This window comes from Actinoalloteichus hoggarensis (genome assembly GCF_002234535.1).
GTDB lineage: Bacteria > Actinomycetota > Actinomycetes > Mycobacteriales > Pseudonocardiaceae > Actinoalloteichus_A > Actinoalloteichus_A hoggarensis.
In genome coordinates this window covers 69,365-90,655 of the sequence record NZ_CP022521.1, presented here as the reverse complement: position 1 = coordinate 90,655, position 21,291 = coordinate 69,365, and the positions used below count along the sequence as shown (strand labels likewise).

Genomic DNA, 21,291 nt, shown 5'->3' with positions numbered 1-21,291 from the left:
CGATTCCGTGGGCCCGGCCGCCGTCGTGCGGCCGGGCCCACACTCGTCTCGGCACCCGGCTCGGCGAGCAGGGCGGCCCCACGTCTCCCGACGATCTTCGAGGCTCGTGCAACCTCCTCCGCCGGATCCGCGTAGTGACCATGACCGCAGCTTCACCACGGCAGAAGGAGATCGGTGCGCGGACGCAAGGAGCACGCGGAGGACTTCACCGAGTTCTTCGCGGCGCGCTTCGACACGGCACGAAGAACGGCGTACGCCCTGTGCGGTGACTGGTCGGAGGCGGAGGAGATCACCCAGGCGGCATTCGTCCGGGTCTACTCCCAGTGGTCCTCGGCTCGACGGATCAACCCGTCCGGTTACCTGCGCACCACGTTGACGCGGGTCTTCCTCGACTCGCGTCGACGAGGCAGGCAGTGGGAGCGGCCGGTCGCCGCTCCCCCGGAGAGACCCGACGTCGAGCCAGGCGGCCGTGACGAACGTCGAGAGTTGATCGCGGCGCTGCAGCGCGTTCCGTACCGGCAACGCGCCACGCTGGTACTGCGGTTCGTCCAAGACCTCTCCGTCGAGCAGACGGCCCAGGCGCTGCGGTGCTCACCGGGGACGGTCAAGAGTCAGACCGCGCGCGGGCTGGTCGCGCTGCGCCGGGCATACGAGTCGGCCGGTCGGCCGCAGGAAGCGAGGGTTCGGCGATGAAGGACATCTGGGCTGACGATGAGGCGATGGGTGCGGCGCTCCGGGACAGCGTCGACGGGCCTGCCCCGGCGCCGACGGTCGACGTCGAACACGTGATGCGCCTGGGAAGGCGACGCACCGCACTCCGGCGGGGGCTGACGACGCTGGGGACGGCAGGCGCCGCCGTCGGCATCGGACTCGGCACCGTGTTGCTCGGCGGGCTCGGCGGCACAGCCCTCGCCCCTGCGGGAGTCGACGAGAACGACCCCGCACGGCTCCCACCACGGGTGCAGTCACCGGTGGAACGTCTGCCCGGCTGGGAGCCGGTCGACGGCTGCCCGCTACTCGATCGATACGGCCACGAGCTTCCGTCCGACCTGGGTCCCCTCCCAGAGGTGGACCTGCCGTCGACGGGCGTCGTCGAGCCCGTGCTCCAGGACGCGCTGACCGAGCAGCGACCCGCGGCCGACCAGACCATCACGTTCACGATGAGCGAGCAGTACAGCGAGCGGTCGGAGTCTCCTCGGCTGGCCGTCAACCTGGACCTGGTCGATCCGGAGGCGTCCGGGGCGATCTATCTGGAAGCACTGCCCCATCACGGCGATCCGACGGAGGCCGCCGACCGTGCGGCGGCGGGCCGAACGACGAGAGCCTCGTCCTGTGAGGTCGCGCAGCGGATGACACTGGACGACGGATCGGTGGTGCAGATCTACGGCGTCATGAGCGGCGGCTTCAACGCCGAGTCCCCCAGTCAGGAACTCGATCTCTTCCACCCCGCGAACTACACCGTCTCCCTCGACGCCGACGGCCACCTCAGCACCGACTTCGAGGCGTCGGACGACGACCCCGGAATGGGAGGACTGCCCGAGGATGCCGGTACCGGCGTCGTGCCGCTGACCACCGAGGAGCTGGCTGCGGTGGGACTGACCCTGGCCGCCGCGCTGGGTTGAGCCGCGGGGAGGCAGCCGCCCCGCGGAATCCGGCGCGCCCCGGCTCGGCACGATCACCACGGAGCGTCGGGTGAGGACGGGACTGGTCGAGGCGCGGGCCCGCCTGCCGGGCCGGCGCAGACGGCCAATGGCACGGCGGCGCAGGCATGGTCGGCACGTCTCCCCCGGCGGCCGTCTCCCCATGCCTGCCGCCGTCGGGTCGACGAACCGATCTCGACGGCCCGCCCCGGACCTCCACGGCGCGGCAGCCGCAGCACGGGCGGGACGTCGGATGCGACGACCTCGGCCCGTGATCCGAGCTCCCTCAATCGCGACGTCCGACGCCGGCCCAACAGGCGGAGTCGCTCGGCTCAGAGCCGTCCGACTCGCCGTCCGGCCGCCACTGGGACGTCCACACCACGCCGGGCTCCACCAGGCTGAAGCCGTCGAAGAGCGCCTGTACCTCGGACCGGCTCCGATAGTGGATTCGGTGCGTGGTGGTCGCGAAGCGGTCGGCCACGGCGGCGGCCTCCGCCTCGCGTCCGTCGGCCGTCGCATGGGAGACGACGAAGTAGCTGCCCGAGACGAGCAGCCGATGATAGGGGGCCAGGACCGTGCGCATGTCCTCCTCGCGGTCGAGGTAGTGCAGGACCGCGACCGTCATCAGGGCGACCGGCCGATCGAAGTCGATCAGTCTGCGGGTCTCGGAGGCGTCGAGGACCGCGACCGCGTCCCGCAGGTCCGCCCGCACCACCGCGGCGCTGTCCATCCCCGTCAGCGCCGCGCGGGTCTGGGCGACGGCGACCGCCTCGTCGTCCACGTACACCACACGGGACGACGGATCGACGGCCTTGGCGATCTCGTGCACGTTGCCCACCGACGGGATGCCGGAGCCGAGATCCAGGAACTGGGTGACGCCCGCGTGCACACAGTGCCGCACGGACCGCCGAAGGAAGTCACGGTTGGCCCGCGCGACCTGTCGGCCGTTGCGGGTCACCGCCATGATCGAGTCGCCGACCATCCGATCGGCGGCGACGTTGTGCGCACCGCCGAGCGAGTAGTCGTAGATGCGCGCCGGGTTCGGCGTCGTCAAGTCCAGCCCGACCCGCGGGGTTGGTTCCATCAGCCCAGTGTCGCCGACGCGGGCCGAACCCCGCGCACCCCACCGGGGCCCGGTCGGGGCCCGTCCACGGCACGGCCGCCCCGGTTCGTGGCAGCATCGACTCGTGCAACCAGTACAGGTGCCCAGTGTGGCGATCAGCAATCTTCCCGACGAGCTGCCGAACCCGGACGTCGTCCTCCTCGACGTCCGGGAGGACGACGAGTGGCAGGCGGGCCACGCGCCCGACGCCCTGCACATCCCGCTCGGAGAGCTCGGCGCCCGGCTCGGTGAGCTGCCCACGGATCACGACGTCTTCGTCGTGTGCCGATCCGGTGGTCGATCCGCCCGAGCCACCGCCTACCTGAATCAGAACGGCTGGGACGCGGTGAACGTCGACGGCGGGATGAAGGCCTGGGCCGCGGCAGGCCGTTCCGTCGTGTCCGAGTCCGGAAACGACGCAGAGATCCTCTGAGGCGTGCAGCCGCGATCAGGTCAGCGCATGCGATGGGTGGCCGTCCCACCCGACCCGGTACTCCGGCCGGTCGGACGGACGACGCCCCCGCCGGTGTATCGGGGACCGCCCTCCTATCCCGCGCCGCCGCGCTGGGGTCTGCCGCTGCTGGGATGGCGTGCGCCGACCTCGGTGCCGAGCATGGCGGCTCCGACGCTCGACGCGAGCACCCGAGCGCGCCTGGTCGCGGTGCCCGCGATCCGCATGCTCTGGGCGACGGCGGTGCTGCTGGTGCTCGCCGCGGCCGCTGAGGCATGGCGTTACCTGCTGCTGGTCGCGGGTCTGCACGGAGCGTTGACCGTGCAGACGGTGCGGCTGTCCGACAGCGCTGTGCAGACCAGTGCGCTGCTCGCCCTCGTCTTCGGCGTCGGCGCCTTCGGAGCGGCTCTGCTGTGGCTGGTGCGGGCAGGCGAGGCGGCGGCCGAACTGGCCGAGGTGCGACCGTCCCGACCCCGATGGCAGGTGATCCTCGGATTCCTGGCACCGGGCGTGAACCTGATCGTTCCCGGTTCGGTCCTGGCGGAGCTGGAGCACACCGCCGCCCTGCGACCGCCCGATCGGCGGCCTCGGCCGAGCAGACCGGTGACGGTCTGGTGGATCGCGTGGTCGATCAATCTGCTGCTCGGTTTCACGGCCGTCCTCTGGCGTTTTCGCGAGGGCGCGCAGGCGATGGCCGACGGGGTGCTGCTGCATCTCGTGCTCAACCTGACCGCGGCCGCGGTGGCGGTGCTCTCCCTGTACCTGATCCGCCGGATGTCTCGGCTCCTCGACCCGGTCGACGTGCGCACCACGGCGCGCTTTCACGTCGTCCGGGTCGAGGGTGCCGCGGCGGCAGCGGGTGAGCGCAGGCCGCGGCATCCCGGTCAGGTCCGCTGACGTCGGACGCCCGGCGCGGCAGCCACCCGCGCGGAAGGCGGCGACGCCGGTCGGAGGCGGCGACGATCGGACCGGTCGGTCGGGCCTCCGGCGGGCTGCTCGGGCCGCGACGCTCACACTGTGACACCACGGCCCTGCCGAGTTCCACCGACGCGGCGAGGCCTCTCCGCACGCACCGGTCACTTGACGAAACGCGAGCGGCGGCGGTCGGCCAGCATCCGCCCACCGGTCTGGCAGGTCGGGCAGTACTGGAAGGAGCGATCGGCGAAGGACACCTCCGCGATGGTGTCCCCGCAGACCGGGCACGGCAGGCCTGTCCGCCCGTGCACGCGCAGGCCCGAGCGCTTCTCCCCCTTGAGCCGAGCCGCCTCCAGGCCGACCGAGCGATGCACGGCGTCGGAGAGCACGATCTCCAGCGCCGCGTGCAGCCGATCGACCTCTCCCGACGTCAGCCTGCCCGCCGTCGCATAGGGCGAGAGCCGAGCCGCGTGCAGCACCTCGTCGGAGTAGGCGTTGCCCAGCCCCGCCAGCATCGACTGCGTGGTCAACACCGTCTTGAGGCGTTCGGCACGGCCCCGCAGCACCTCGGCCAGGCCCGCCTCGTCCAGGGTCGCCGCGTCCGGCCCGAGGTTCGCGATGCCAGGCACCTCCGACGGGCTGCGCACCACCCAGACGGCGAGGCCCTTCCTGGTCCCGGCCTCGGTGAGGTCGAATCCGGGGCCGGTGCCGGGCGGACCGAGGTGGACTCGCACGGCCAGCGGTCCCCGGCCGGGCCGTGGCGGGGCGGCGGCGAGCACATCCGCCCACCGCAGCCAGCCTGCTCGCGCCAGATGGGTCACCAGGTGCAGTCCGCCGCAGTCGAGATCGAGGAACTTGCCGTGCCGGTCGACGTGCCGAACCCGTCCGCCGTGCAGCTCGGTCCACGGCGGGTCCGCCGTCTTCAGCACCGAGGGCGACGCGATGTCGATCCGGGAGATCGTCCGCTCCACCGCGTGTTCCCGCAGATAGCCGACGATCGCCTCGATCTCGGGAAGCTCAGGCACGTGCCCAGTGTGCGCCCGCGCGCCGCTTCCCACCGGGCGATGACCCGGCCGAGGCCGCCGCCCGCGGCTCCGCTGGACACCGCGGCGCGGCGGTACTCATTTCGCAGCGGGTGACACGGTACGCGCGACCGGCCTGGCGGGCGGGCCCCGCCGAACACCGTCACGGGCGACGCGACGAGCCTGCCCGAGTACGGCGGGGATCAGTCGACGAGTTGCAGCGTGCCCTCTTGATCCGGCTCCGAGTACACCTCGATGTGTCGTGCGGTCTTCGCCGCCTCCTGACGCACCAGGAACACCCCGCGCACCACACCAGTCCAGCGTTCCTGCGGAAGCTCCTCCTCGTCGACGCCTGCCTGGGTCTCGGCGACCAGCGTCCACGGCCTGCGCAGCACCCACCGAGCCGGGAAGAAGATCAGGACGAGGAGCAGCGCGAGGAGCAGCCAGCTCGGGACGACGACCTCCGGGGGAAGCCAGAGGATCAACAGGACGACGAGCGCGCCGAGCACGATCGACAACAGGATGCCGGGACCTCGACCGCCGCTGACGTCGTGCTCGAACTCGTCGAGCTGCAGCGGATGCGTCCACTCCATCTGGCCCTGGATGGTCCACATCCGGCCGTCGGCGCCGCGCACCATCTTGTTCATGCCGCCTCCCAGCGGGCAGTGGCGGCAGGGGCCACCCACCACCAAGAGACAACGGAGAAGTCGGGGTCGATCACCGTGCGTAGACTCACCGTACCGCGTCCACAGCGACTCGCCCAGCACTCGCGACGGCCTCGAAGACGCTCCCTCGGCGATCTTCTCATCTGAGAGGGTGGAGGCCGAGGAAGCGGCGCCGGTTCGGGCGTGGCACGGGTCGATGAGCACTCGGAGGCAGTCGTGGAGCACGGTGTCGCCCTGGACAGGGTCCGCGAGCAGCATCGGGCGGTGCTGGCCACCGCCCGAGCCGACGGGACACCCCAGATGTCCCCGGTGCTCACGGCCGTCGACGAGGAGGGTCGCGTGCTCGTCAGCACGCGGGAGACGGCGTACAAGGTCCGCAACGTCCGCCGCGACGCCCGAGTCTGGCTGTGCGTGCTGTCGGACGAGTTCTTCGGCGGCTGGCTCCAGATCGACGGCCGAGCGGACGTCGTCGAACTGCCGACGGCGATGCCGCTGTTGGAGCAGTACTACCGCCAGGTCTCCGGCGAGCATCCCGATTGGGACGAGTACCGCACGGCGATGCGCGAGCAGCGACGGGTGATCCTGCGGATCACGGTCGACCGCACGGGCCCGAAGGCGCACGGCTGAGATCTTCGGCCGACCCGGTGTAGGCAGTGGTTCGGAGGCGAGCTAGAGTGGTGTCACCACACGGGGTTCACCCCAGAGGCGGACATCGTGCGGACGTAGCGCAGTGGTAGCGCATCACCTTGCCAAGGTGAGGGTCGCGGGTTCGAATCCCGTCGTCCGCTCGGGACAAGAGGCTCGATCGATTTCGATCGAGCCTCTTTCGCGTCAGCAGGCACCGACGAAGGGCCGGGCCGGAGGGATCTACAGGTGAGCACTCCACCACCCCCGTCACCGGCGCCGAAGCGGCAATACCTCTACGGATTGGACGTCCTCCGAGCCGTCGCCGCCCTGTTCATCGTCTATCGCCATTTCATGGACTGGACTGCGACTCGAGATCTGGCGTTGGACTTCCGTGACGCGGTGAACGACACGGTCGCATCGCTGCGACTGCTGCCGAACCTCGGCATGGTCGGTCTGTCATCGTTGTTCTTGATCAGCGGGCTGGTCATCAGCTACGTGACGGAGAAGGAGACGCCGGGACAGTTCCTGGTGCGGCGGGCGTTCCGGTTGCTGCCCGCCTTCTGGGTCGCCGTGGTGATCAGCTGGCTGCTGGTGCTGATCGAGGTGTTCCCCGGCGGCAATCCCGCCATGACGGCCGACGCCAACGCGCTGATCGGCAGCCTCACGCTGGCCAATCACTTCCTGACCGAGCAGAACGTCGTCCTTCCGGTGGCCTGGACTCTGACGCTGCAGTTCGCCTTCTACCTGTTCACCGCGGCGATGATCCGCCCTGGACGGGACAGGCCGTGGCTCGGACCACTCATCGCAGGACTGATCATCGGCATCGCGCTCGCGTTGACGATGGAGACGCCCACGGCGACTCTGAACCATCTCCGCACCATGGCGACTTTTCTGCCGGTGTTGTTCATCGGGCAGTGCATCTCGCTGGTGCGCTCCGGGCGCCTGCGGCCGTCCGCGGGCATCGCCGTCGGAGCCGGCCACTACCTGCTGTTCATCTGGGGCGGGCTGAATCACGAGACCATCCCTTACGGTGACCCTGTCGAGCGGACCGTGCTGTTGATGACCCTGCTGACGGTGCTGTTGCTCGGGGCGAACGGCGGCCTTGCTCGATCACGAGCCGTCCGCGAGGTGGCGAAGCGGACGTACTCGATCTTCCTCATCCACATGCCGGTCGGCTTCCCGATCCTGGAGTTCGTCAGCCCGCATGCCGGAGCGGGCATGGCCGTCGTGGCGGCGATCCTGGTCTCCGGCGTCTGTGCCGAGCTGCTGTATCGACTGGTCGAGCTGCCCGTCCACGACTGGTACCGGCGGCGTGAACGCGATCGTCACGCCCGCCGAAGGGACGCCGCCCCAGCCGGGTCGTGACACCCCGCCGAGACGACGTCCGACTCATCTCAGCGAACCTCGTGGGCCGTGATCAATGTCTCCGTGTGGGAGTTGCCCGCGGCTTCGTCGGCCGCATGCACCCGCAATGACACGGGCCCCGCCTCCTGTCCGGGAACCCTCACGGTCCAGCCCTGCTCCGCCTCGGTGACCACAGCGTCCTGCCACGTCTCACCATCGGTGGCGAACTCGACCCGCGGGGCCGCCACACCGGCCGCGTCGATGGTGGGGCCGGCTTGATAACCGGCCGCGACGCCGAGGGTGACGTCCTCCCCAGCCGGCGCGGTGTGCGGCAGGCTCGACGCCATGTCGTAGTGGAGGTCGATCAACGGCAGCGAGGAACGCGGCGCACGCCGTGAGCACCGCCGAGGGCGGTCTCCATGATGATCGTCTTTCCTGCATGCACGCTCCTAGCAGATCGTCCGATCACCGACGGTGATCGCGGACTGCCGGTAGTACGCGGAATCGGCGGGAGAGGTTGCAGGTTCGGCGACAGCCATCCGGATGCGACGAGCCGTGACACACCCACGCTCCCCACCACCGACGGTAATCTTCCAACCTGATCGGAGAGCGATCAGTGAGGAGAACACGATGTCGACCCGGGCGGGGTGGCGAGTCGCGATACTGGCGGTGGGCTGTCTGACCGCGGCCTCCTGCGCCGAGCTCGACCGAGCCGAGCAGGATTCAGCACAGCGGTCCTCCCCCGAGTTGATCAGCAGCCTGACGCCGGACTCCGCGACGGAGTCGATCAGCGTGTCGGCGGAGGTACCGGTGACACGGCGGCCCGCGGTGGAAGTCCGCCCCACCGGCCCGGACCTGGTCTGCGAGGCCGTGCGCACCCCGGACGACATCGGCTTCGCCGTCACCGCGCTCGCCGATGAGGACGGGCGTAGCGTCGACTGCGCCGAGGCTCGCCGGATCGCGGGCGAGTACCACCGAAGCGGGGCCCACGGCGTCGGTCAACGCGCCAGGATCGACGGCTGGACCTGCGCGGCCGATTCGACGGCGGCGGCGACCCAGGGAGTTCTCTGCGGCCGGGACGACGACGTGAACCTGACCGTCGTGACCACCCGGCTGCTGCACCATGCCCGGCCGGAGAGCGGCGACGTCCAGTGCGGCGGACTGCCCGTGCACGACGGCGAACTGCGGCAGCTCGTCACCAAGGCAGGGCTGCCATCGAAGATCAACGGCACGGCGCCCGCCGACCAGGTGGGATGCGTCGCTGCTCGCGAGGTGATCGCCCGAGTCGACGACGGCGGACAGGCTGCGCACTGGACCTGCGCCGAACTGGACCCTGCCGATCACCCGTCTCGGGTGACGACATCCTGCGAGAGCGAGATCGGCGAGTTCTTCGTCGTCCTGGAAGGCGGGGCCTGAGGTCGAGAAGTCTCCGAAGCAGAGCCTCCACGGTCGCTCGTCGTCGGCGAGCGCCGACCCGTCCACCGAATCGTCCGCGCGAAGTGCGAGATCGCGGCCCGCCACTGTCACCAGACTCCGACAGCGATTCTCTCGGTGCGAGGCGCGTCGGAACCGCCGCAGGTGCGCCGTCAGGGCACCGCAGGACCCTTCCATGTGAAAGGCGTCAGGATGAGCGTTCCGGCAACCGCTCTCAGCGCTGCGCGCCGAGCCCCACCGGGCAGGCGACACCCGTACCGCCGATGCCGCAATAGCCGTTCGGGTTCTTGGCGTCGCTCAGGTACTGCTGGTGGTACTCCTCCGCGTAATAGAAGTCGGCGAGCGGCGCGATCTCCGTGGTGATGGCGCCGTGACCAGCCGAGCCGAGTGCCCGCTGATACTCGTCGCGGCTCGCTTCGGCCACCGCCTGCTGCGACTCGTCGGAGGTGTAGATCGCCGATCGGTACTGGGTGCCGACGTCGTTGCCCTGCCGCATGCCCTGGGTGGGATCGTGGCCCTCCCAGAACACTCGGAGCAGCTCGGACAGCGAGATGACTGCCGGATCGAAGACGACGAGGACGACCTCGGTGTGCCCGGTGAGCCCGCTGCAGACCTCTTCGTAGGTCGGATTGGGCGTGCTGCCGCCCGCGTACCCGACCGCGGTCGACCAGACGCCCTTCGTCTGCCAGAAGATCCGTTCCGCACCCCAGAAACAACCCATCCCGAACACGACTGTCCGCAGTCCTTCCGGGAAGGGCGGCACGATCCGACGATCCGGGAAGACCGCGTGTCGCCCACTGATCATCAACGGAGTGTCACGACCTGACAACGCCTCGTCAGAAGTCACGATCCGCCCTCTGGCCCCGCCGAACAACGCCATACCGCCACTGTACGCAACTCTCACGCCGCCATGGGCACCCTCATGCAAGACGCTTCAGCCTGACCTGCTGTGATCTTCTTGGTCGACCGGCGGCAGCCGTCGAATCGGACCGTGCGAGGGCAAGAACTCGACATCGTCCTCGACAACCGCCTGCCCGATGGACAAGATGATCCGGAAACTGCGGCACTTTGATCTCGATCACATCACGGCGTCGGCTGCTTATATCGAAGTTTGAATAGGCGATGAACAACCCGGACCGTTTCGCGGACAGGTTCGTGGAAGCAGCGAAGGAGCACAGTCATGACCTGGCAGGACGAGTTGCGCAGACTCGATACCGCTCTCGCTGCAGGCGACATCTCGCAGAGCGAGCATCAGGAGCAACGAGACGCCGTCCTGTCGATCGCAGCGGGCAGCAGGGCGGGATCGCCCTTCGACACTCAGCTCACACTGCGCAATCAGCCGATCGCCGCGCTCTCGACGCCCGCGCAGACCGACGCGCAGCAGGCCGCCGCAGGCGAGGCGGCCACTCGAACCGAGGCGGGCGCGGCATCCATCTCCCAGGCGTTCGCGGGCAGAGGCACCGGAGCGGCCGGCGCGGGCACGTCCGACGCAGCCGGCGTGAGCGCGGCCGAGCACGAGCACGCCGTGGCGCCCCGGACGCAGCCGGAGCAGGCGCGGATCGAGCAGACGCGGCAGGACCCGGCTGAGCCCTCGCCCGCCGAAGCGACGACCGACCAGGTGACCGACGGAGCGCCCGGCCGGCCGGGCGCCCACCCGACCGACCAGCCGGGCGTGATCGGCCGGGACGACGTCACCGCGGCGGCCGTGTCGAACGATCCTGACGCCCCGGCCGCGACGACTCCGGCAGCGGACGAGCAGCTGGCCGCCGCCGCGCCCGCCCCGAGTCATCCGACCTCACGCCCCGCGACGACGGGAGCGCCCGGCGCCGGGCCGACCGCACCAGCTCCGGTGCCGAGCACCGCACGGCAGGCAGGCCCGAACCCCGGCGTCCCGGTGCCCGACGGCGCGACGGAGGCCCAGACGCTCGGCGCCCGGCTCGGCGCGGTCATGCAGGACCACCCGAACGTCCACCAGACCGACCAGGACGCGCTGGCACTGCGGGAGACCGACCAGGCGAGCAGGCCGGGTCCCTACGCGGGCCGCGCCGAGGAGGTCTTCAGCGCGCAGAACGCCAGGCCGCGACGGAAGTACCTGCCGATCGTGGCCGTCGCCGTCGTCGTACTCGCGGTGATCGCGGCGGGTGCCTTCTGGCTTCTCTCCCAGAACGGCCCGGAGCCCGGGGACACGACCGTCCCGGACCACGCGCAGGGTCAGGGCGACGGCGCCGCGCCCGCGGAGGAGGCCGTACAGCCGGACTTCCCCGCGCTGCCCGGCGCCGTCGCTCCCCATCCCGAGGCGATGAGCCGTGACGCGGCAGTGAACGCGGGAGTCCTCGGCGAGAGCGAGGTCGCCACGTTCGCCGACCATGACGTGTCGGAGATCTTCTTCCGGGGTTCGGTGGACGGTGACAACGCCTTCGGCGTCCTCGTCGGCGTCGCCCCGACCGCTGACGCGGCACTGGCGGCCGCTGAGGCGTTGGCCCGCTCGCAGACCGAGTTGGGACTCGCCGCCGTCGCGATGGAGGAAGTCCCCGCGGAGGTACGCGTCTTCGAGCAGGTCGGCGAGGAGCAGAGCATTCATCGGGCCGTCTATGTCTCCGGCGAGTACGTGGTCCGCATCGGCGTGGCGGGACCGACGAACGGCGCGGGCGAGCCGGTCGCGGCGGCGTTCCGCACCCTCGCCGAGGACACGCTCCGGACGCTGGAGCAGAATTGAGAGCCGCCCCGCACGGACTGATCGCATCCGATCCGCGGCCCGCGTCCCGCGTCGTCTCGACGCCTCGACGGTGACGTCGGTCCGCACCTGGACGTGACATGGTGCGAACCAACCCACGGATCGACCCGAGGCAACGATCCGGCACCGGCGCCGAAGCACTGACGGTGACCTAGAACCGGGCACTCATCACAGATTGGTGACACCCGATCGCGGCCTCATCGAGGGTTTGGTGGGGTGTGGACAATAGGCATGCTTGACGCGTGAGGAAAGGGGGTGTCAGGGTGACCTGGCAGGAAGAGGCGCAGAAGCTGGACGCGGACCTCGCGACAGGTCGGATCTCCGCCGAGGAATATCGCGCCCGCCGCGACCAGCTGCAGGCAGGCGGCCAAGGCACCACCGGCACCCCCCAGAGCACCGGCCACGAGGCCCCCTCGTCGATGGAGTCGACTCAGTTGATAGGCCCCAATTCAGAGAACGATCAACGGCAGGGCGGCGCCACCCCTCCGAGCGATGCCACTCAGGTGGTCCGGCAGGACTGGCGTCAGCAGCCGGGTGGCCAGGCAGGCGGCCAGAGCGACGCCGACCGCACCCAGGTCGTCCGCGGCCTCGGCCAGCAGCAGCCTCAGGGATATCCGCAGCAGGGTTATCCCGCCGGACCGCCACCGCAGGCGCCGCAGTCGCCGCCCGGCGGCTTCCCGCAAGGCAACTACAACGCGCCGCCGCCGGGTATGGCACAGCCGCCCTGGGCCGGCGGCGACAGTCAGCCGCCGTGGGCGGGGTCGGATCTTCCGCCGATGGCGGCAGGCTCCTCGGAGAACTGGATCCGGCAGGGGCCGGAGGCCTTCGAGAGCGACGGCGGCGGCAAGGGACCGAAGATCGTGGCCGTCGTCGTGGCCGTCGTCGTCCTCGCCGCGATCGCGTTCGGTGCCTGGATGCTCTGGGGTCAGGGCGAGTCCACCGAGGCGAGCGACGACACCAGCCAGACCGGCGCCGCCGACCCCTCCGACTCGTCTCCGTCGTCCGAAGAGGCTCGGGAGCCGCGTGACCCGTTGTTGCCCGCGGACATCGGAGGCGCGCAGGAGCTGGACAAGGCCGAGATCGTCGACTACCCGGGCATTCAGGAGATCCGAACCCTCACCGAGGGCGAGGACGCGGCGTTCACGACCGGCGGTGCGGCCGACGCACGAGCACTCGTCTCGAACTTCGACGATGGAACCCACGTGGTGGTCTTCGTCGTGCAGATGGCGGACGAGGAGTCGGCGACGACGGCGCGCGACGAGCTCACCACATTGCAGGAGAACTACGGCCTCGAGCTCCGCGACGGTCCGCCCGGGGTCAACGAGGCGTGGCTGGTCGCCGGAGAGGGCGACGAGTCGATGGTCCGCGCGCACTACGTCAGCGAGGACCTGCTGATCCGCATTCAGGTCCGAGGCACGAGCGAGCAGGCGGTCGGCGACAGGCACCAGGAGGTCTTGAACCAGCAGATGGTGTCTCAGGTGCCGAATGAGTGAGTTCACGGCCCTGGCGTGCACCATCGTCGCGAAGAACTATCTGCCCGCCGCGAGAGTGCTCGCCCGGTCGTTCCGCGAGCATCATCCGGAACACGGCTTCGTCATCGCGGTGATCGACCGCGAACCCGGTGAGGAGCAGGACGAGCACGCGACCATCGTCGGCCCCGACTGGTTCGGCATCGACGAGGACGACTATCTGCGGATGGCCACCTCGTACACGGTCATGGAGCTGGCGACGGCGGTCAAGCCGTACCTGCTGCGCACACTGCGTGAGCAGGCCGACGTCGCCGTCTACCTCGATCCGGACATCCAGGTCTTCAGTCCGTTCGGCGAGGTGGTCGAGCTCGCCGCGGCGAACTCCATCGTGTTGACGCCGCACACCCTGGAGCCGATTCCGCAGGACGGGCTGGAGCCCGACGACGCCGTCATCATGGGCACCGGGATCTACAACCTCGGCTTCATCGCCGTGGGCGCGGGCTCGGAGGGTTTCCTGGACTTCTGGGCCTCCCGCCTGCGACACGACGCCATCGCGGCTCCCGAGAAGCAGCTGTTCACCGATCAGCGATGGGTGGACCAGGCGCCCGCGCTGTTCCCGCATCACATCTGGCGAGACCCGGGGCTCAACGTCGCGTACTGGAACGTGTGGCAGCGGCCGATCCGGCAGGAGGCCGACGGGGCGTACACCGCCGCGGGAAGGCCGCTGCGGTTCTTCCACTTCAGCGGTTACCGGCCGGAGAAGCCCTGGCTGCTGACCTTCCACTGTGCGCGCAAGCCCCGCACTCTGCTGTCCGATCACCCGGCGCTGCGGGCGCTCTGCGACGGGTACGGACAGGCGTTGCTGGCGGCAGGCTATGCAGATTCGGTGGAGTCGATCCCCTACCGCTACAACACCCTCGACGACGGGACGCGCATCACGCCGATCATGCGTCGGGTGTTCCGGGCGGGCTGGATCAAGTCCGAACGCGCCACCGGCACGCCCAGCCGACGGCCGTTGCCGCCCGCTCCGCCGCATGCGTTCGGCGTCGACGGCGGCAAGGCGTTTCGCGACTGGCTGACGGCGCCCGACGACGCGCAGCAGGCGTCGGCGGGGCTCAGCCGGTGGACGACGGCGGTCTGGCAGTCTCGCCCCGATCTGCAGGTGGCCTTCCCACAACCGTGGGGCGCCGACGCCGAGGGCTACCGACACTGGTGTCTGAACTCCGGGACGAAGGAGAAGCAGATCGCCGAGTGGGCACTGCCCACGGTCTCTCCCAGGACGAGCGCCCCGCTGGACCGGTTCGGCGTCAACCTGCTCGGCTATCTGACGGCCGAGCTCGGCCTCGGCGAGATGGCCAGGATCGTGCACGACGCGATCCGGCGCGCCGACGTTCCGATCGCGGCCGTGGTGGAGGACGAGCTCGTCTCCAACCGTACCGATCTGGCCGCCCCGGAGACGCTGGGCGATCCGCGGTTCCCGGTCAGCCTGATCTGTGTCAACGCCGATCAGATTCCGGCGGTGAGCGCGACCCATGCCGACGCCGTCCGCGATCGGTATCGCATCGGTCTGTGGGCGTGGGAGCTGGAGGACTTCCCGGAGTCCCTGCACGGCTCGTTCAGCATGGTCGACGAGATCTGGACCGTCAGCGACTTCTGCCGTGATGCCATCGCCAGGCACTCCCCCGTCCCGGTGCACACGATCCCCGTCCCGGTCCGGGACACCGGTGCTCCGATCCGTCGGGACCACGAGGAGGGCGAGCCCGTCCGGTTCCTCTTCGCCTTCGACTTCAACAGCGTCGGAGAACGGAAGAACCCGTGGGGCCTCGTCACGGCGTTCCAACGCGCCTTCCCCGACCGGCAGGACGTCCGGCTCACCATCAAGGCGATCAACGGGGCGCTGCATCCGGAGGCAGCTGAGCGGCTGCGCTCCCTGGCAGCCGCCGATGCACGGATCGACCTGCTGGAGCGCTATCTGTCGGTCGAGGAGTTGCGGGCGCTCTACGCCGACAGCGACTGTTATGTCTCGCTTCATCGCAGCGAAGGATTCGGGCTGACCGTCGCCGAGGCGATGATGCTGGAGCTTCCGACGATCTCCACGGACTACTCGAGCACCACCGAGTTCATGACCGCCGAGACCGGCTGGCCGATTCCGTTCACCACGATCCCCGTCGGGGAACGCTGCGAGCCGTATCACGCCTCGGCGATCTGGGCCGATCCCGATCTGGACGCCGCCGCGGCGGCGATGCGTCAGGTCGTGGAGGACCCCGAGGAGGCCCGCAGACGCGGGGCCGCGGCGCGTGCGCATCTGCTGGCCACCAGAAGTCTCGACACCACCGCGACGTGGATGCGCGACCAGCTCGAGCGGGCCTACGCCACCTGGCGGGAACGCCGCGCCGGCGAGCAGACACCGGCCGCTCCCGAGCAGCAGGCGGGCCCGATGGAACCGCTGCGCCGGGCGCGGGAGGCGCTGCGCTGGCGGGCCGACACCGAGATGCCCTCGCGGAATCCGCTGGCACCCGCGTTGCGCAAGGCGGTGCTCCGGGCGGTCGATCACTACGACGTCCACCAGCGTCGTGTCCTCGGTGCCGTGACCGACGGTGTGGAGGGCAGCCTCCAGGCGGCCCACGATCGGATCGACAGCCTCTCATCTCAGCTCACCGACCTCCAGCAGCGGCAGCTGGTCGGCGATGAGGAGGTGAAGTCGGAGGTCAGAGCCGTCGCGAGCCGGCTGGGCACCGCGCTGCGCGGTCACGACGACGCGCTGCACAAGCTCGAGAACAGGCTCCTGGAACAGGCCCGACTGTCCGAGGAGCAGCAGCTCTCCCTCAGCTCGGTCCAGGCCGGGCACACCGCCGAACTGCACGGGCTGCACCAGCGGGTCGACGAGGCGGGCGAGCAGTCGTTCACGATGTTCGCCGAGCGTGATCGCAGAGCGGATCACCTCGACGTCGAGCTGGCACAGGCTCAGCGCGATCTCGACGCCCTGCACGCACTCATCGCGGCACGACACAGCTCCGTCCCGCCGGGGTCGGAGGTCGTGGTATGCGATGCGGGCGCATTGTTGATGCCGTCGGACGAGGTCGTCCTGCCATGGATTCGGTACCACCGGAGCTGGGAGCTGGAGGAGGCCCGGCTGATAGCGCGGCTGGCGGGTGACGGCACGTTCCTCGACATCGGCGCGCACGTCGGTTACCACTCGCTGCGCCTGCTCACGCAGCACCCACAGCATCGGGTGATCGCCGTGGAGGCGAATCCGGAGACGGCCGAGTTCCTGCGCCGCAACATCAGCGCGAATCTCGCGCCCTCGGCGGCGGAACGTGTGGTCGTCCTCCCGGTCGCGGCCTGGGACACGTCCACCAAGCTCTCGCTATTGGCCGCCGATGCGGACAACAGTGGTGACTTCCGGGTCAGCGAGTGGGCGGAGAACCATTCGGTGACGGTGCCCGCCGTGGCGCTGGGCTCTCAGGCCGAGGTCATCGAGGCGCCGATCTCGTTGATCAAGGTTGATCTCCAGGGCCGTGACCATCGAGCGCTGACGGGGCTGCGGGACATCCTGATTCGTGATCGGCCGCATGTCGTCTGCGAGTTCTGCCCGGAGCAGATCGAGGAGCTGACGGACGATCCGAAGTCGGTCCTCTCCGAGTATCGGGAACTGGGCTACCGCATTCGTGACGTCGCGGGCGAGATCCTGCCCGACGACGCGGCGATCATCGACGACGCGCGGGGCAGCGCCACGGGGTTCTCGACGCTGTGGCTGGACCCGTCGGCATCCTGATCCGATGACGGCGGCGGAGACTCAGCCGAAGACCGGGCCCGTCTCGGATCAGCCGGACCGGACGGCGACGGCCCGGGACGCCTGGGGGCTGAGCGTCCTCGGCACCGTCGCCGTCGTCCTCGTCCTGTACAGCTACCTCGTCGCCTTGTGGCCGAATCGGCAGGGCGAGACGTTCGGTCTCGTCGTCGTGCTGCGACGGTGGGTGAACGAGCCGCTGGGCATCGGTGCCGACTTCGGTTTCGTCGGAATCGCCCTGCTGCTGCTGATCGCGGGCTATCTCGGGGCACGTTCGATGGACCTGGAGCCCCTGGGTCGGTTCGCCATGCGCATACTCGTCATGTTCTATGCGCTGGCCGTCTTCACGGCAGGCCTCGCCTTCCTGATACTCCTGGCGGGCGGGGAGCTCTACACGGCTCCGGCAGACGTCGATCCGGACGGCGGCAGCCTCGTCGCGACCGCGCTGCTCATCGCGCCGGTGACCGCTTCGGTGGACGCGGTTCCGTTCGCGATCGTGCTGACCTCGGTGCTGGTCTTCCTCATCGTGGCGATCCTGTGCAGGCCACTCGCCCGGATTCATCCGGCCTGGGCGATTCTCACTCAGATCCTGCTGTGCGCCGTGCCGGTGTTCGTCGGTGTCGGAGCAGAGGGGCCGTTGCGGTCGTTCGGCCTGCTGGCGTTCCTGCTACCGGTGGTGATCATCGGTCAGATCACCTGGTCGGTTCGACACTCCACGATTCCGCTGTGGCTCGGTGTGCTGCTGGGCATGACCACCTTCCAGGTGATGGCCTGGGCCGAGCACTCGTACCGCGAGCTGCTGCACTGGTGGTACCCGCTCAGCGCGGTCTTCGCCGTGCTGCTGCTTCTGCTGGCGCTGAACCATCCTCCTCGGTTCGGCGCGTATGGGGTGTTCCAGTGGTTCTTCGATCGGCGTCACACGATCCTGCTGTTCATCCCGACCATCGGCTGGGCAACCCAGACCGCGTCGACCGCGCTGCCCGTCATCCTCGTCGTGGTACTCGGGATCGGAGCGAACCTGGCAGCAGCCGACGCCTACCACCGATTCATCGAGACGGGTCTACGGCGACTCCTCGATCGAGCCCGGTCGCCGGGAGGGTCATGATCGGCGGGATCATTCAGGCGGCGGACGGGCGGCTGCGGTCGCCGCGACCGCCGCCACCTCGATGTCCGCGGCACGCACCGGCATCAAGGCGTGGGAAGTCTCGTCTGCGGCGAGGCGCGCCAACCCCGGAGGAAGCGCCGACATGACGGCCCGACCAGGACAGGCCCACGACGAGGACGGTCGAGCACGAGCACGTCAAGTGCGTCTCGAGGACGCGGTCACGGAGTCGATCCCCCGAATCGTCGACGCACGGGCGCCCGGAAAGCGGCAGACGTCCCGGATGCGGCAGGCGCGGGCACCCGGCACGCCGGGACGTGGCAGGGCTGCGGACGACGGAGTGCGAGCGCGCGTCCACTCCGCCGACGATGACGCGATCACCGAGGTGATCCCCGCGTTCACCGGGCCGGAACGGACGTCGGAAGCGCGCCGTGACGACGACGTGAGCGCGGCGGCGCACCGCACGGCGCCGGAGACCGTGCGCCAGAAGGCACGGCGACGGGACTATCACGCCGGGCTCGATCTGCTGCGCGTGCTCATGGCCGTCGCCGTGGTGTACACGCATCTCGCGATCTGGCTCGGCTCGAACGAGATCCTGTGGCCGGGTCACACCATCGTGCACCGCGGACTCACCACCCCGCTCAATCTCAACCTGAACCTGTCCTTCGTCGGTGTCGGATCGTTCCTGTTGATCAGCGGCATCGTGATCACGAGGGTCGCCGATCGTGAGTCGCCGACCCGGTTCCTGGCGCGGCGGCTGGTGCGCATCCTGCCCGCGATGTGGCTGGTGACCATCGCGATGTACTTCCTCGTGCAGGCCGAGCTGGTCAGTCCGGAGGGCGATCCGGCGGGCGGCCCCGCCGACCTCCTCGCGAACATGATGCTGACGACCTACTTCCAACAGCCTTCGGTGGTCCTGCTCGGAGTCACCTGGACTCTGGTCGTGCAGCTGCTCTTCTACACCTACATCGCCTGCACGATCCCGTTGTTACGCCGGTGGGCCTGGCTTCCGCCGTTGCTGGGTGCGGCGCTGGTCTCGGTCGCCCAGTCCTGGGCCGCGGCGCATGAGGGCATCATCGCGTTTCGCATCGGGATGTTCACCAGCTATCTGCCCGTGCTGTTCATCGGTCAGCTCATCGCGCTCGCCTACTCCCGACGCATTCCGCCGCTCGGCGCGCTCGGTCTAGGCCTGGCGCACTTCGGACTGTTCCTCAGCGCCGACCTCCTGCGGGACTACATCACCACCGGGGTCGCCCACACACGGACTCTGCTCCTGCTGGTCTTGCTGATCGTGTTGGTGATGAACAGCACCGGCAGGCTGGCGACCGCTCCGGTGATCTCGGCGATGTCCAGACGGTCGTACAGCGTGTACCTGGTCCACACCGCCTGCATCTACCCGATCATGGGTTTGATGACGCCGCGGTTCGGTCCTGGTCTCGCGATCCTCGTGTCGCTGGTCGCCGTGGCCGCGGCCACGGAGATGCTGCACCGCTGTGTCGAGATGCCACCGGTTCGGCTGCACCGACGCTGGGAGCGTCATCGTGATCGACGCCGGTCCGCCCAGCTCGACGGACGCTCCAGGAAACAGGACACGGGGGTCAGGAGATCGGGTTCCGGGCCAGCTCGGAGCTGATGAGACCGATCACCTCTTCCTCCAGGAACGGCGCGCTACCACTGACCAGGTTCCGTTCGACGACCTCGACCACGATCACGTCCTGCTCCACGAGCATCTGGATCACCGAGTCCGGATCGTGGCTCAACGTCTGGTAGTACTGCAGAGTCACGTCACTGAAGAATCCGGAGACGTACCGGCTGGCGGCGGCGAGGAACGAGTCTCCGATGATCGCGGTCCGCTCGGTGATCATGCCCGCGAGCGGGCCCGCGGTGAAGTGCTCCGGCTGATCGAGGTTGTAATTCAACCCATGGGTGTTGTCCGTACTTCCGTCCGGGTGGATGCGGTACGTCATGCCGGTGCGTTCCGCGTGCCGTCCGACGAGCACAGGCAGATCGGCATCGCTGTGCCACAGCGCGTCCTCGGTGGTGGTGACGGCGGCCGTGGAGCCGGGACGCAGGTCTTCGGCCACGCTGGTCAGCATGGCGATGGCGCCCTCGTCCATCCAGTGTGAGTCGAGCGGGTAGTACACCGGTCGACCGAGAGCCTCGCCCGCCTCCGCCAGCGGAGTCCGGATGTCGACCGCCCCCGTCTCGGTGGGTACCCGTTTCCAGAACTCCGCGCCGACCTCGCTCGAGCAGTCCCGGCCCGCGTAGTCGGCAGGCAGGTGTTCGGGGACCGCCGTCGTCTTGTCCGGAGCGATCACCATGACGAACTCGCGGCCCGAGGCCTCGACACCGGCTCGAAGCCGCTGCACCGCGTCGATCACCTCGTCGAGGGAGCGCTCGCTGTTGCACTTGCCGTCGACGTCGGCACCCAGGTACATCCAGCCGTCGCCGCCCTCGATCGCCTTGGGATAGACGATCCTGCGGTCGCCGCCGCCGCTCGGCGTGATGGGTCCGCCTGCCGCGTCGTCGCCGACGCCGTCCAGGGACACCGACTCGCCGAAGACGACGTGGCTGACGCCGTCCGCGATGGTGATGGCCGACTGGCGGAACGGCAGGTAGTCGATCGACCATTGGGGGAACTCGGTGAAGAAACCCCAGCCATGCATGATGTTCGGGAAGTCGACCAGGGCGCGGTTCTCGATCTCGGTGGCTCTCGCGCCGAACAGGTAGCTGAAGGCGGGAGCGCCGAAGAAGAGCAGTGCGGCCAGCAGCGCCAGGATCTGTCGTCCGCCGTGTCGGGGTCGGTACAGATCGTGCTCTCGTGGCAGCCATGCCTCGTGAACCTCGGGGAGCCGCACGCGAGGTATCGGCGCGGTCTCATCGCTCCCCTGCCTGGACATGTCAACACCCTAACGGTGGACGGGGGACGGTTCGGGCGGTTCCGTCGCGTCCCTCGTCCTCGCCTTGCCCTTCTCTCTGCTTCAGCCACCGCCTCG

General features: G+C 69.5%; 18 protein-coding genes and 1 tRNA gene. 13 read left to right on the top strand and 6 right to left on the bottom strand.

Annotated elements, in window-relative coordinates:
* Positions 1-174: 174 nt before the first annotated feature.
* Both AHOG_RS00380 and AHOG_RS00375 read left to right on the top strand, forming a co-directional pair.
* Positions 175-693 (top strand): SigE family RNA polymerase sigma factor, encoded by a 519-nt coding sequence (locus AHOG_RS00380; RefSeq protein WP_093939593.1) that lies wholly within the window; start codon positions 175-177, stop codon positions 691-693.
* A complete protein-coding gene (locus tag AHOG_RS00375; RefSeq protein ID WP_157736553.1) occupies positions 690-1,622 on the top strand; it encodes a hypothetical protein in 933 nt (310 codons plus the stop codon). Before AHOG_RS00380 ends, AHOG_RS00375 begins: the two co-directional genes overlap by 4 nt.
* A gap of 304 nt (positions 1,623-1,926) precedes the next feature.
* Here AHOG_RS00375 and AHOG_RS00370 read toward each other — a convergent pair whose 3' ends face one another.
* Complete coding sequence (locus AHOG_RS00370; protein ID WP_093939591.1) at positions 1,927-2,724, bottom strand: SAM-dependent methyltransferase; 798 nt, start codon at positions 2,722-2,724, stop codon at positions 1,927-1,929.
* 103 nt (positions 2,725-2,827) lie between these two features.
* Between AHOG_RS00370 and AHOG_RS00365 the strand changes: the two genes are divergently transcribed.
* Positions 2,828-3,175 (top strand): rhodanese-like domain-containing protein, encoded by a 348-nt coding sequence (locus AHOG_RS00365; protein WP_245856495.1) that lies wholly within the window; start codon positions 2,828-2,830, stop codon positions 3,173-3,175.
* Between the two features lie 27 nt (positions 3,176-3,202).
* On the top strand, positions 3,203-4,090 hold the full coding sequence (locus AHOG_RS00360; RefSeq protein ID WP_093939590.1) for a DUF4328 domain-containing protein: 888 nt from the start codon (positions 3,203-3,205) through the stop codon (positions 4,088-4,090).
* Between the two features lie 179 nt (positions 4,091-4,269).
* On the opposite strand, the gene AHOG_RS00355 is transcribed toward AHOG_RS00360, so the two are convergent.
* Together AHOG_RS00355 and AHOG_RS00350 are read right to left on the bottom strand one after the other, a co-directional pair.
* Positions 4,270-5,133 (bottom strand): DNA-formamidopyrimidine glycosylase family protein, encoded by an 864-nt coding sequence (locus AHOG_RS00355; protein WP_093939589.1) that lies wholly within the window; start codon positions 5,131-5,133, stop codon positions 4,270-4,272.
* Between the two features lie 200 nt (positions 5,134-5,333).
* Entirely contained in the window at positions 5,334-5,777 is a 444-nt protein-coding gene (locus AHOG_RS00350; protein WP_093944010.1) for a DUF983 domain-containing protein, read from the bottom strand.
* Positions 5,778-5,978: 201 nt separating this feature from the next.
* Between AHOG_RS00350 and AHOG_RS00345 the strand changes: the two genes are divergently transcribed.
* From AHOG_RS00345 to AHOG_RS00335, 3 genes are all read left to right on the top strand, one after another.
* The gene (locus tag AHOG_RS00345) at positions 5,979-6,422 is read left to right on the top strand and encodes a PPOX class F420-dependent oxidoreductase (RefSeq protein ID WP_245856494.1); all 444 of its coding nucleotides are present in this window, start codon (positions 5,979-5,981) and stop codon (positions 6,420-6,422) included.
* A gap of 89 nt (positions 6,423-6,511) precedes the next feature.
* Positions 6,512-6,583, top strand: a tRNA-Gly gene (locus AHOG_RS00340).
* Between the two features lie 85 nt (positions 6,584-6,668).
* Entirely contained in the window at positions 6,669-7,787 is a 1,119-nt protein-coding gene (locus tag AHOG_RS00335) for an acyltransferase family protein (RefSeq protein ID WP_157736552.1), read from the top strand.
* A 29-nt stretch (positions 7,788-7,816) separates the two neighbouring features.
* Here AHOG_RS00335 and AHOG_RS00330 read toward each other — a convergent pair whose 3' ends face one another.
* Entirely contained in the window at positions 7,817-8,134 is a 318-nt protein-coding gene (locus tag AHOG_RS00330) for a molybdopterin-binding protein (protein WP_157736551.1), read from the bottom strand.
* 262 nt (positions 8,135-8,396) lie between these two features.
* Between AHOG_RS00330 and AHOG_RS00325 the strand changes: the two genes are divergently transcribed.
* A complete protein-coding gene (locus AHOG_RS00325) occupies positions 8,397-9,182 on the top strand; it encodes a hypothetical protein (RefSeq protein WP_157736550.1) in 786 nt (261 codons plus the stop codon).
* Positions 9,183-9,414: 232 nt separating this feature from the next.
* Here the strand turns inward: AHOG_RS00325 and msrA are convergent, their stop codons facing one another.
* Positions 9,415-10,080, bottom strand: coding sequence for a peptide-methionine (S)-S-oxide reductase MsrA (gene msrA / locus AHOG_RS00320; protein WP_093939585.1), 666 nt, complete (start codon positions 10,078-10,080; stop codon positions 9,415-9,417).
* Positions 10,081-10,380: 300 nt separating this feature from the next.
* Here msrA and AHOG_RS00315 point away from each other — a divergent pair, with 300 nt between their 5' ends.
* From AHOG_RS00315 to AHOG_RS00300, 5 genes are all read left to right on the top strand, one after another.
* Entirely contained in the window at positions 10,381-11,916 is a 1,536-nt protein-coding gene (locus AHOG_RS00315; RefSeq protein WP_093939584.1) for a hypothetical protein, read from the top strand.
* Between the two features lie 281 nt (positions 11,917-12,197).
* Positions 12,198-13,427: a hypothetical protein gene (locus AHOG_RS00310; RefSeq protein ID WP_093939583.1), complete on the top strand. Its 1,230-nt coding sequence runs from the start codon at positions 12,198-12,200 to the stop codon at positions 13,425-13,427.
* The gene (locus tag AHOG_RS00305; protein ID WP_093939582.1) at positions 13,420-17,178 is read left to right on the top strand and encodes an FkbM family methyltransferase; all 3,759 of its coding nucleotides are present in this window, start codon (positions 13,420-13,422) and stop codon (positions 17,176-17,178) included. Before AHOG_RS00310 ends, AHOG_RS00305 begins: the two co-directional genes overlap by 8 nt.
* Positions 17,179-17,182: 4 nt before the next feature.
* Positions 17,183-18,298: a hypothetical protein gene (locus tag AHOG_RS28160; RefSeq protein ID WP_157736549.1), complete on the top strand. Its 1,116-nt coding sequence runs from the start codon at positions 17,183-17,185 to the stop codon at positions 18,296-18,298.
* Between the two features lie 142 nt (positions 18,299-18,440).
* Entirely contained in the window at positions 18,441-19,928 is a 1,488-nt protein-coding gene (locus AHOG_RS00300) for an acyltransferase family protein (protein ID WP_157736548.1), read from the top strand.
* Here the strand turns inward: AHOG_RS00300 and AHOG_RS00295 are convergent.
* Positions 19,894-21,195 carry an alginate O-acetyltransferase AlgX-related protein gene (locus AHOG_RS00295; protein ID WP_093939580.1) on the bottom strand — a complete coding sequence of 434 codons (1,302 nt, stop codon included), beginning with the start codon at positions 21,193-21,195 and terminating at the stop codon, positions 19,894-19,896. The genes AHOG_RS00300 and AHOG_RS00295 overlap by 35 nt on opposite strands.
* Between the last annotated feature and the right edge of the window lie 96 nt (positions 21,196-21,291).